At 43.3% G+C, this 12,132-nt stretch carries 12 protein-coding genes; 3 read left to right on the top strand and 9 right to left on the bottom strand.

The window, feature by feature from the left end:
* Positions 1-13: 13 nt before the first annotated feature.
* The 4 genes from accC to CXF69_RS03660 all read right to left on the bottom strand — a co-directional run bounded on the left by accC (position 14) and on the right by CXF69_RS03660 (position 4,386).
* A complete protein-coding gene (gene accC, locus CXF69_RS03645; protein WP_057759692.1) occupies positions 14-1,375 on the bottom strand; it encodes an acetyl-CoA carboxylase biotin carboxylase subunit in 1,362 nt (453 codons plus the stop codon).
* Between the two features lie 125 nt (positions 1,376-1,500).
* On the bottom strand, positions 1,501-1,923 hold the full coding sequence (accB, locus tag CXF69_RS03650; RefSeq protein ID WP_101204416.1) for an acetyl-CoA carboxylase biotin carboxyl carrier protein: 423 nt from the start codon (positions 1,921-1,923) through the stop codon (positions 1,501-1,503).
* 240 nt (positions 1,924-2,163) lie between these two features.
* On the bottom strand, positions 2,164-3,531 hold the full coding sequence (locus CXF69_RS03655) for an MATE family efflux transporter (protein ID WP_101204417.1): 1,368 nt from the start codon (positions 3,529-3,531) through the stop codon (positions 2,164-2,166).
* Positions 3,532-3,906: 375 nt separating this feature from the next.
* The gene (locus CXF69_RS03660) at positions 3,907-4,386 is read right to left on the bottom strand and encodes an EVE domain-containing protein (RefSeq protein ID WP_101204418.1); all 480 of its coding nucleotides are present in this window, start codon (positions 4,384-4,386) and stop codon (positions 3,907-3,909) included.
* A gap of 363 nt (positions 4,387-4,749) precedes the next feature.
* On the opposite strand from CXF69_RS03660, the gene hemW reads away from it, so the two are divergent.
* Positions 4,750-6,060 (top strand): radical SAM family heme chaperone HemW, encoded by a 1,311-nt coding sequence (hemW, locus tag CXF69_RS03665; protein WP_101204564.1) that lies wholly within the window; start codon positions 4,750-4,752, stop codon positions 6,058-6,060.
* A 101-nt stretch (positions 6,061-6,161) separates the two neighbouring features.
* Here hemW and CXF69_RS03670 read toward each other — a convergent pair whose 3' ends face one another.
* Positions 6,162-6,302 (bottom strand): entericidin A/B family lipoprotein, encoded by a 141-nt coding sequence (locus tag CXF69_RS03670; RefSeq protein ID WP_101204419.1) that lies wholly within the window; start codon positions 6,300-6,302, stop codon positions 6,162-6,164.
* A gap of 257 nt (positions 6,303-6,559) precedes the next feature.
* Here CXF69_RS03670 and CXF69_RS03675 point away from each other — a divergent pair, with 257 nt between their 5' ends.
* On the top strand, positions 6,560-7,120 hold the full coding sequence (locus CXF69_RS03675) for a tRNA (cytidine(34)-2'-O)-methyltransferase (RefSeq protein ID WP_101204420.1): 561 nt from the start codon (positions 6,560-6,562) through the stop codon (positions 7,118-7,120).
* Between the two features lie 135 nt (positions 7,121-7,255).
* Here CXF69_RS03675 and CXF69_RS03680 read toward each other — a convergent pair whose 3' ends face one another.
* From CXF69_RS03680 to tusD, 4 genes are all read right to left on the bottom strand, one after another.
* Positions 7,256-7,600, bottom strand: a complete 345-nt coding sequence (locus CXF69_RS03680; protein ID WP_227678817.1) for a TusE/DsrC/DsvC family sulfur relay protein — start codon at positions 7,598-7,600, stop codon at positions 7,256-7,258.
* Positions 7,601-7,608: 8 nt separating this feature from the next.
* On the bottom strand, positions 7,609-7,938 hold the full coding sequence (locus CXF69_RS03685) for a hypothetical protein (RefSeq protein WP_101204422.1): 330 nt from the start codon (positions 7,936-7,938) through the stop codon (positions 7,609-7,611).
* 54 nt (positions 7,939-7,992) lie between these two features.
* A complete protein-coding gene (locus CXF69_RS03690; RefSeq protein WP_101204423.1) occupies positions 7,993-8,316 on the bottom strand; it encodes a hypothetical protein in 324 nt (107 codons plus the stop codon).
* Between the two features lie 67 nt (positions 8,317-8,383).
* Positions 8,384-8,851 carry a sulfurtransferase complex subunit TusD gene (gene tusD / locus CXF69_RS03695; RefSeq protein ID WP_101204424.1) on the bottom strand — a complete coding sequence of 156 codons (468 nt, stop codon included), beginning with the start codon at positions 8,849-8,851 and terminating at the stop codon, positions 8,384-8,386.
* Between the two features lie 408 nt (positions 8,852-9,259).
* Between tusD and glnE the strand changes: the two genes are divergently transcribed.
* Positions 9,260-12,124, top strand: coding sequence for a bifunctional [glutamate--ammonia ligase]-adenylyl-L-tyrosine phosphorylase/[glutamate--ammonia-ligase] adenylyltransferase (glnE, locus tag CXF69_RS03700; protein ID WP_102078392.1), 2,865 nt, complete (start codon positions 9,260-9,262; stop codon positions 12,122-12,124).
* The last annotated feature ends 8 nt before the right edge of the window (positions 12,125-12,132 follow it).

A 12,132-nucleotide genomic window follows, 5' to 3' on the forward strand; every position in this document is an offset into this window, starting at 1 on the left:
TAAGTATTTCAGCCTACGAGTCTTTTTTAGCTTTATTTGCAGTCAGCAGCTCTCTTTCGAGATAGTGAATATTTTGCGCTTCACGAGTAAAGTTATCATCCGCCAAAATCACATCACGATGCAAAGGTATATTGGTTTTGATACCTTCGATAATCAGCTCATCAAGGGCATGTACTGTCTTAGCAATAGCTTGCTGACGAGTTTGACCGTGACATATAAGCTTACCAATCAATGAATCGTAATAGGTCGGTATCTCATAGCCAGGGTATAGATGAGAGTCAAAACGGATACCAGAACCACTTGGCGTGAACAATTGACTGATAGTACCTGGGCAAGGTACGAAAGTCGCTGCATCTTCGGCATTGATACGACATTCGATCGCATGACCCTGAATCTCAATCTCACTCTGACGATAAGACAGGCCGTAACCGGCAGCAATTTTGAGCTGTTCGACAACAACATCAATACCAGTAATCATCTCAGTCACTGGATGCTCAACCTGTACACGAGTGTTCATTTCAATAAAGAAAAATTCGTTATTTTCAAACAAGAACTCAAATGTGCCGGCACCGCGATACTTAACAAGCTCGCAAGCTTTTACACACGCCTTTAAGATTGGCTCACGTACATCATCTGGGATGTCAGGCGCAGGTGCTTCTTCTAGTACTTTTTGATGGCGACGCTGCAATGAGCAATCACGATCATATAGATGGATAGCATTACCATTACCGTCACCCAACACCTGTACTTCTACGTGGCGTGGGTTCTGTAGATAGCGCTCCATATAGACAGTGTCGTCACCGAACCAGAGCTCAGCTTCTTGTTTGGCCGCTTGTACCTGACCAATTAGTTCATCGAAGCGTTCAACCACACGCATACCGCGTCCACCACCGCCAGAAGCCGCTTTAATCAATAGTGGGAAGCCGATATTGCGTGCTTGCTCTTCAGCATTATGCAGGGTCACAGCGCCAACTGAACCAGGTACAGTTGGTACGCCCGCTTTTTTCATAGCATTGATGGCAGAAACTTTGTTGCCCATAAGGCGAATATGATCAGCATTAGGACCAACGAAGGTCAATCCTGCTTCTTCTACTTGTTCAGCAAATTCAGCATTCTCAGACAAAAAGCCATAACCGGGATGGATAGCATCTGCACCAGTGATTTCAGCAGCGGTTAAGATGGTATTGATATCAAGGTAGCTTTGGTTAGCATTAGGCTTGCCAATACAAATTGCCTCATCAACAAAGCGCAAGTGCATCAAGTTGGCATCCGCAGTAGAGTAGACACCTACCGTTTCGATACCTAGCGCTTTACAGGCGCGGACGATGCGCAGGGCAATTTCGCCTCTGTTGGCAATGAGCAATTTTTTTATCATGGGTTCATCCTTGTCGAAGCGTCAGTCATTGACTGAGTTTCGATACATAGCATCAGGTTGTTTAGCATTGACGCAGTATATATACCAAAAGCCAGCCATAATGAAATAAAGTATGGCAAATATCGTTACGCTTTATAGCGTATGACAGGTTGACCGAACTGTACGACTTCAGAGTTATCTACCAAGATCTCGTCAACAATACCACTTTGAGTCGCTTCAAGCGGGTTCATGATTTTCATCGCTTCGATAATACCTAAAGTATCACCTGCCTGAACTTTTTGACCAACTTTCACAAATGGTGGATCATTAGGACTTGGTGCTGAATAAAAAACACCAACCATTGGTGAAGACTCAACGCTACCCGCTTTTTCTGCAGGTTTGCCTTCGACAGCGGCAGCAGGAGCAGCGCTCGCAGCCATCATAGTTGGCGCAGGCGCGTCATAGTGACGAGTTAAGCTAATATGCTCGTCGTCAGAACTGATTTCTAAATTAACCAGTTCACTTTCTTCCATAAGGGCGATGAGGGTGCGTATTTTTTCAATATCCATAGTTTTTATCTGGCCTTGTACTAAATTCGAGAAATAGTGTAACTAAATATTGTCTAATTAATTGCTAATGATACCTAGATTCAGGGCAATGAGCAATCAATGTACAGTTGTTAACTGAGAATTTTTACATATTTTGACGTAAGCCATCTTTTTAGTAAGAAAATATCTACGATTTTTCATAGTCTGTATGATCAAATAACGCTAACAATGATTATAAAATGCAATCCATAAGCAATTGGCTCAACCCCATAGTATAGTTAAGCGTTTTTGCTGATAGCGTAGACGCAAAGTAAGTAAAATAGATGATAAGAACAAACCTGTAATCAACGCCATCCAAAATCCTTGTGCGCCAACGTCAGTGAAACGCACCAGATAGACGCCAAGTGGTAGGGCCACTAACCAATAGCAGAAGAGCGTTACCCACATCGGTATGGTGGTATCTTGCATACCGCGCAATATACCAGCGACGTTAACTTGCCAGCCATCAAACAACTGATAAGCAAGTGCAAAGATAAGCAAATGCATAGACTGTGCTCTAACTTCTGGGTTATCCGTGAATGCTGCTGCCAGTTCTGGTCTGAATAGCCATATCCCAAGCATGCAGGTCAAAGCGATCAATACGGTCCATACCAGTCCAGTAGCTTGCACTTGGCGCAGTGCCAATAGGTTTTTTTGACCAAATCGATTGGAGACCATGATAGTGAGCGCCATGGCGACAGATATCGGTATCATAAATAACTGTGAGGTCACTGACAGTGCCACTTGATGCGATGCTGTTGCCAGCTCGCCCAATGGGCTAATGACGAGTGCGCCTAAGCTAAATAAACTGGCTTCGAAGAAGATAGAGATACCAATAGGGATACCAAGTTTTAACAGCTTTTTGATCTGTGTTCGGTTAGGGCTAGAGAAGCCATAAAAAAATCGTGTGCTCACAAATTCGCGGCGCTTTGTAAAGCTAGTATAGGCTGCAAGCAATAGGACATTTATCCATAAGACCAATGCTGTCGCCACCCCGCAGCCTGCACCGCCCATTTCTGGCATGCCAAATAACCCATGAATAAATATATAGTTCAAAGGAATATCTGCGAGCAGGCCAATGATGCTAATGACAGTCACAGGCTCAGGACGACCCAGTGCCTCACAATAACTGCGTAGAACAGCATATACAGCGAGCGCTGGGAAACCAAATGAGACACCATGTAAATATTGCGTCGCTATCGGCTGAATGTTTTCTGGGACACCCATAATGCCAAGAACATTAGGAGCCAAATTAACAATGATAAAACCAATAATGCCAATGACACCTGCCGTCCATAGAGACTGCTGCGTGATATGCGGCACTTGGCCATGCTGGTCTTGACCAATCGCCTCACCAATCAGAGGCGTGGTTGCGATAAGCACACCTGTGGCCAATAAAAACAGCGGTAGCCAAATACCAGAGCCAACTGCTACCGCAGCCAAATCAAGCGCCGATACTTGACCTGCCATGATGGCATCGACCACGCCAAGTGCGGCTTGGCAAAACTGAGTAATTAAGATAGGGAGGGCAAGTATGCCTAAACGTAAGCTGTAGCTTTTAAAATCTTTGAAAGACAATGGAAAAACCATGGTAAGCAACTTTTTATTCTTTGCGGTAATTGTTATTAAGATAATTATTAATAAACAAACACTGCTATCAATCGACTAAGATTGACGCAGCAAGGAGAGCGTAGTGCCGACGATAATACTCCGATAAATAATATGAGCAAGCTTATAATGTTGCATAAGTAGATAGACAGAGTATGAAAATAAAAGTAAAGACACTAAAATAAAAATAACCCGTCGATCCAAGTAGTGGATTGACAGGTCATATACATAGTAAGATGGTAAATAAGCCACACTATGATGTCAACGCTTTAGCGCCGCTATACAGGTATTAATCTTAGGTTTTTTGTACTCTATTTTATAGTTGACGGACAACAGCCAATAGTTAAATCAATGAGTTTACTCCGGTAACAACTCAAGTGTCTCCGCCATATCCATAATCGCTTGCCAATGTTTGGGCTCTAATGGAATCACTGTTAATTGCTGACATCCTTTCCTAAGTAATAAGGAATCTTCCAAAGCTGGCAAAAATTTTAGCTCTGATAGTGGTAATACCTCTGTAAAAGCTTGCTCAAAAGTGAGATCGACCATATACCAGCGAGGTGCATCTTCAGTCGCAATAGGATCATAGTGACGATGCTCAGGGTGAAACTGAGTAGGATCAGGATACCCTGCTGTAGTCACTGTCATAATACCAGCGACTCCAGACGGCTTGGCGCTAGAGTGATAAAAGAACACTTTGTCACCAACTTTCATATCATCACGCATAAAGTTACGTGCGCGGTAGTTGCGGACACCGTCCCAACCGTCGGTGCCCAGGCGCTGCAAATCTTCAATACCAAAAAATTTAGGGTTGGATTTCATTAACCAATACGCCATATACCTGTCCTTTGATTTTTTATTTATTTTTCAATTTGTTCTTAAAATTATTAGAGTTAATTTTTATCAACTAACTTTTTATTAACTCACTATCTACAGACCGGCTCTTAAACATACTTTCATTTTTAATAGCGTTTTTTCTTAGTAGGGTCTGTTTTTAATAGAACTTAGGGAGAGCATCTATATGCTGCCCATAAGTTACCATGATGAATAGGGGATTTGTACATGGCTTTGTTAATAGTTTTATGATAGATAGGCTTTTCTTTATCTCATCTAGTCGCTATCCTAGCCTTACTTTTGATATCGATCATTATTGCTCACTACAAAATAAGTTTATTTATGCCCAAAGTGAATACAGACAGCATGCCAAATGACCTGAATACGTTAAGCCTTACTGAACCAACGACGGATACTATCGCGGTAGATGTGACCGACATTCCATTGTCTCTTTACATTCACATCCCGTGGTGTGTAAAGAAGTGTCCTTATTGCGATTTTAATTCGCATGAGCTACCGATAGACAGTGAGCTATCCATGTATGAGGAATACGTCGATGCGTTACTGTTAGATGCCGCAATGCAGCAACCTTTAGCTCAGAACCGAAAAATTGGTTCGATATTTATCGGTGGTGGTACGCCGTCTTTGCTACCTATTGCCCAGTATCAGCGATTGTTTACTGGGTTACGTACGTGTTTTGAATTTGCAGAAGACATCGAAGTCACGATGGAGGCCAATCCTGGCACGCTTGAGCATGCACCATTTGCGCAGTATTTAGAGGTTGGTATCAATCGTCTGTCTATCGGCGTACAGAGCTTCGCCGCCGATAAGCTAAAGGTACTTGGACGTATCCACGATCCTGTGCAAGCATTATCAGCGATTAGCGCGGCCAAAGCGGCTGGATTTGTACGGGTCAACGTCGACCTGATGCACGGTCTACCGAAGCAAACCATGAACGAAGCGCTAGAAGATATTCAAATGGCGCATGATGCTGGCGCAACGCATATCTCTTGGTATCAACTGACTATTGAGCCAAATACCGTGTTTTACCGTAGCCAGCCTATTTTACCCGATGAAGACAATTTGGCAGATATTGAACAAGCAGGTCAGTCGCTATTGCAGCAATTAGGCTATAGCAACTATGAGGTATCTGCGTGGGCAGGCGAGTCAGACAAACCATGTCGTCATAATATCAACTATTGGCAGTTTGGCGACTATTTAGCTATTGGCGCTGGTGCACATGGTAAAGTGACGATTGGTCGTAACGATAGCAATGGTAGTAACTCGTCAGACGTAAAAGATAAGATGGAAGATGACTTGTTAGTAGCGTCAGGTATCTATCGCTTTAGCAAATCACGTTTGCCAAAAGATTATGTAGTAATAAATCCAGATACCACAGAGAAGTCTGACATACGCCAAATCACACCAAAAATGGTTGGCTGGCAAGCGATTGATCAAGAAGAATTGGTGAGTGAGTTTATGCTAAATGCATTACGCTTACATGGCGGTGTCGCTTGGTCACTGTTTGAAAAGAGAACTGGATTAACGCTTGATAGTATTGCTGAACAAGTAAACAGTTTGGTCAAACAAGGATTGTTGGTAGATAGCGATACGCAGTTGCAACCGACCGTATTAGGTCAGCGTTATCTCAATCAGATATTACGCGCGTTTTTATAAAATCGTGCTTGAGTAATTGTTTAACAGCAGCGAAGTAAGAACACAAAAAAGACTTATCAAATGAATGATAAGCCTTTTTAAAAATCTAAAAAAAGTAGACCTTAGATTTTATCTTGTACGTCTTGTGCGCCGCCAGTTACAGCATTTCCGGCGCTTGATACGTCTTGGCCAAGGCCTTTGAACGTGTTGCAACCAGTTAGAACGAACATAGCAGTTAAAGATGCGATGATTACTTTTTTCATAATAGTATCCTCAAAGATAAATGAATGGTTATAAATAACAACAGTGACGCTAAGCATCGTGCTCAAGCTTCACTGAAGGGGTATTGGATGAGACAGTCATACATAAATGCTATCGCGCTATCCATTACAGACATCATAATGAAAGTTAAAAACGCTGCACAGTATCAAAATGTAATTATTGGCAGTAAACTGTAACTTTCGATTACCTACTGCTCATAAACTTAAATAATAGAGCGTTGAATATTTGCGGAGTAAGAATGACCATCCATATCGTGCTAGTAGCACCAAAAATGCCGAGCAACACTGGAAATATTATTCGACTGTGTGCCAATAGCGGGGCACAGCTGCATTTAGTCAGACCGTTAGGGTTTGAGCTTGATGATAAAAAGCTACGCCGCGCAGGTCTCGATTACCATGAATATGCCCATTTGCAAGTGCATGATGATTGGACAGCTGCGAGACAAGCTCTAAAAACTGCTGATTGCCATGTGGTTACCGCATTGACAACCAAGCTAAGCAAACCGTTTTATGATTATGATTTTGGTAAGCACTCGGACTCTGAAGCATCTGATAAGGCTGCTATGCCCAATATTGCGCTAGTCTTTGGTTCTGAGACAGCAGGTCTGGCAGATGATATACGCGAAGATATCGGTGCTGATAACTGGCTAAGACTGCCTATGCTAGCTGACTCGCGTAGTTTAAACTTATCAAATAGCGTAGCCATTTGTTTGTACGAAATATGGCGACAGCAAGGATTTACAGGCGATGAGGGTCGTAGTGTCGGTTATGAGACGTTGACAGTCTATGACCCAAAATAGCGTTTCTATAAAGCAATAACTATAGACTTAAAAGTATTTGCGTACTTAATGAGCAGTAAAATATTAGATACTGCTCATGTACATATGATGAGTTTCTAGTGCGACATTGATTGTATCTGATCGCTTATAAAGAACTTATAAACAGTTTGGTGGTTTTGGTAGTCCTGCTAAGCGATTGACATGACGCGCGACCAAACCTGTGTTAAACAATTGCTGTAGCTTTTGATTGCTAATATCGAGTTCTGGCAAAGTCTTTTGTAGCCATTTGATTAATGGACGGGTTGCAGGCGCGTGATTAAATTTGTCAAAAAACGCGCGCACTTGTTGCAAAATTTCTAAATGCTCATCGCTCAGATTGACCTCTAGTGTGTCTGCCAATTGCTGTGCGATAGCAGGTGTCCAAATCGTATGGTCACACAGATGACCGTCTTGATCTAATTCGATATTAGCCGCTGATAATGTAGCGTTGTGAGTGGTCATGTCATTACTCATAAGGCAATCGTCACCACTTTATCAAACTGACTGCTCTGAGTCAGTTCGACCCATTCTGCGTCGGTTAAAATAGCAGTCAACTTAGTTTCTAAATTAAGTTTGCCAGTTGTATTTGTTGTGAGCTGGGCGATGTCATCTGCTAATGCGTAAATACCAGCAATATCCTCGATATCGCTATCATTTAAATAAGCATTGAGCCAATCGATGAAAGCAGAGGTAGCACCAAGCAGAAGGATGCTGTCGCCCGTGCGCCAAGTGCGAGACATCTCTTCAGTACTGCGTCTAAGGGTAGCCATCGTGCTATGCAATTGATATAAAGTTGCCATAAAGGTATCCGATTACGTGCTTTATTATTTTATAAATCTAAGTTATATAGCGATTTAAAAGGTAAGTATCTGCTCAAAGTCTTGCGAATTGATGACCTCTGGCACGAGTGTGAGCTGTGATGCCAGATCTGTCGGCAACATACCAGTGACCCAGCCACTAAAGACGTCATCAGGTAGCCAAGCTGCGGGCATATCGTAAAGCTCAAGTGACTGAATCATGCCATGTAGCCGCGAGTCAGATTGCATCAATAAGCCAAAGACTGGCGCATCTAAGAATAGTTGCACCTCATGACCAAATGTCGCTAAAGTTAGCGCAAGCGCACAACCTTCGTAGCTTGCTGCTTCAGTGGGCGTGTGCAGCTGAATTAATAATCTCATTATGTATTCCTAAAAATAGTTACCGCTACTAGTGATCTTAATATACAAACTATCAAGCGACACGCTATCAAAACTGTATCAAACGACAGTCATCCTGCATCATCATCGCAAGCTCACTAAGTCCCACTAACGTAAACCCTGTCGCAAGATTGGTACCGTCAAGCTGATGGCGTGAGCTATTGTCTACATCACTCACACCGCGACTAAGTGCTGTACTGACACAGACAGGCAGGGGTAATTGATACTGCTCAGCCAAAGACTGCCATTCTTTGGTCAAGTCTAATTGATCGGCTGACTGCCAACGCAATCGATTGGCTATATGAGCCGAATCGCCATAAAAGAAGACATTGAGCAATGGTTGTTCAGAAGTAGCATTATCGCTGCCGCCTGTACCTGTACTATTAGTGTCAGTGTGATCAATATCATCACTATTCGCTGCGCCATTTAGGTAAGCGCGTGCATAGCGTAACGCCAAGTGTGCCAATGGGTGACTAGGGTCAGCAGTAATCAGTAGTAACGGGGTAGTGGTCGTCATAAGGCGCGGTATCACATATTATAAATAAGAGTTTAAAAATTATGGCCGAGTTGCTATAAATGCTTTGTATAAAGTCATTTGGTCGTTATTATTATAGTGCTTGTGTGCAAACTTGCGTGACAGAAAACAGAATTTATACTGATAATGCGACATACAGCGGATCATACTGTCACATCAAATATCGTTATGTCATAAAAGAGAGGTGCGTCGTCTCTATCAAAGATGTTTATGCTAACATAAAGCGCCGCAAACCAAATAGAGTCACTGTTATTTAACGTGGTTTTATCTCAAGTACAGGCACACTGAGTATTATTATTTGATGCTGTGACTGCCTCGTAAGAAAAAACAATAAACTTATGAGCTAGGTTCACGTAGTCTTACCATTCTATGTAAGGAGTTTTTGTCACTATGTTACCTGCTATGCCCTCACGTGTGAACAATGGTACAGATTATCAGCCTACCGTAGAACAACTGCAAGTACTGCAGACAGCGAGCGAATTTGCTTATCAGATTTGGGAAAGTCGGACCGTTTCATGTCAGACGTTTTTGCGTAGCTATCCATTGAATAGTACGCTGACCCGCCAGCAAATCGATGATTTGATACAAGATTATACGTTAGATGAGAACTATCAACTCGCTGATGAAATCAAGGTCATGAGTGGTCTGCGTCACTTGCGCACGCTACTAATGATGCGCTGGATTTGGCAAGATGCCTTGCAGACGATCAGTCTGGAGCAGCTGACCGATGAGTTGTCTGAGTTTGCAGATGGCTGTATCTCTTTTGCTAAGGATTATACCTATCAGCACTTGGTTGCTAAGTATGGTGAGCCGACCTTTATCAATGAACAAGGCAATATACAAATCGATGATATGGCAATCATGGCCATGGGTAAACTTGGTGCGCAAGAGCTGAATTTATCAAGTGATATTGACCTAATATTTGTGCATCAAGCACGCGGCGAGACCAATGGCAATAAGGCAAAAGGCACACGTAGCATAGATAACAAACGCTTTATGACCAGATTGGGTCAAGGCATTATTAAACTGCTTGATAACAAGACCGCTGACGGTTTTGTCTTTCGAGTAGATATGCGCCTGCGACCATGGGGTGATGGAAGTGATTTGGCCATTCATCTGTCTGCATTGCAAAAATACTTTACGATGCATGGGCGTGCATGGGAGCGTTTTGCTTGGTTAAAAGCGCGCGTAGTCGGACAAATAGACCAGCCATTTTATGAAGAGATACAAGCGCTGATTAAGCCATTTGTTTTTCGTTATTATGTGGACTACAGTGCGTTTTCGGCATTGAGAGAGATGAAGTCTCTTATTCAAAATCAAGTTGCACAGCGTGAAGACTTGGACAATATCAAGCTTGGTGCGGGTGGTATTAGAGATATTGAGTTTATCGTACAGGCCTTTCAGCTTATCTATGGCGGCCGGCATCCACAGCTGCAAATCAAACCTTGCTTGCAAGCGATGCAAGTATTGTCTGAGCTTGGCTACCTGGAGCATTCAACTTACGAGCAGCTACAGGCAGCGTATCGGTTCTTACGCCGGCTTGAGCATGCTATTCAAGCGATTAATGACCAACAGACCCAGCGCTTACCACACGATGAGCAGTGGCAGCATAATCTAGCAGTGACGCTGAATTTTGAAAACTGGCATGCCTTATTAGATCAGCTTAATCGTCATCGCGAGAATGTCAATGTGCCGTTTGAGCGTATGGTCACTGAGCGCCAAGTACCTGACAACGAAGATACCGATCTAGAACCAGAGCACTTAGATGAGCAAATCGCCCGTTTAAAAGAAGTGCTGACGGAAGAAAATCGCGAGTTACTACAGAACTTTTGGCAATCAAAAATGGTGGCTAACTTAAGTGATGAGGCCAGAGAGCGTTTAGACGACGCATATCCTGTCATTGTCCATGCGTTGTTAGCGCATCAAGAACAGCAGCAACTTGCCAATACTGCTTTACCGAGATTGATCTCACTGCTTGAAGCGATTTGTCGCCGTTCTATTTACTTGGTCATGATTGCTGAAAACCCCAATGCAACGATTGAGCTGATTCCAATGCTATCTGCCAGCCCATGGATCGCAAAAGAGTTGGCTCAGTATCCCGTGTTATTGGATACATTTTTGCAGCAGCGTTATCGCCATCTGCCAGATAAGCGTGAGCTGCGCGATATCTTGCGTCAACAGTTGCTACGCGTCGAGCCAAACGATGAAGAAGAGCTATTGAGCGTCCTACGTCTGTTCAAAAAGAATCAAGTGTTGGCGGTCGCTGCTAGTGATGTATTGGCTGAACGCCCGATTATGAAAGTGTCAGATTCATTGACTTATATCGCTGAAGTGGTACTAGAAGCGGCATTAGAGCGCGCTTTTGCAGAGATTGTTAACCGTTATGGGTATCCTATTGGCCAAGATGGCGACCCAGTCACTGAAGCTGACTGCGGCTTTGCAATTATCGGTTATGGCAAGCTTGGTGGCTTAGAGTTATCGTATTCTTCAGATTTGGACTTGGTATTCTTACACAAGATAAAGGAGCAAGGCATGACCACTGGTGAAAAATCAGTCAGTGGTATGAAGTTTGCCGCGCGTCTTGTACAAAAGCTGATGAATTATCTCAATACTCAAACCCGTGATGGCCGTGCTTATGAGATTGATATGCGTCTGCGGCCTTCAGGAAATGCTGGCATGATGGTAGTGTCTTGTCATGCGTTTGAAACCTATCAAATGGATAAAGCATGGTCATGGGAGCATCAAGCGTTGGTACGTGCTCGTGCAATTTGCGGGGACAGACGAGTCACTGCACGCTTTTGTGATATTCGTCGCGACGTATTGTCATTGCCACGAACACTGGATCAAGTACGTAGTGAAGTCACCAGCATGCGTATCAAAATGCAAAAGCATCTAGGCACGAACCAATGGCAACAGGAGGCGGGCAAGTTTCATCTTAAGCAAGATGCAGGCGGTATTGTAGACATTGAGTTCTTAGCACAGTTTGCCGTATTGGCTTACTCGCATGAATATCCGAGTTTGACCAAATGGAGCGATAATGTGCGAATTTTCGCAGAAGTTGCTTTGCTTGGTATTTGGGATGACCAAGTCTGTCAGGATTTGACCGATGCCTATCTAAGAATACGTGCTGCCACGCATCAATTAGCACTATCAGAGCAGTCTTTGCTCGTTGATGAGTCACTATGGCAGGAGACGCGAACGTTAGTACAGTCACAATGGCAGCATCTCATGGGCGTGGAGACAGACGACGAGTAATATCGTAA

The organism is Psychrobacter sp. Choline-02u-9 (genome assembly GCF_002836505.1).
Lineage (GTDB): Bacteria > Pseudomonadota > Gammaproteobacteria > Pseudomonadales > Moraxellaceae > Psychrobacter.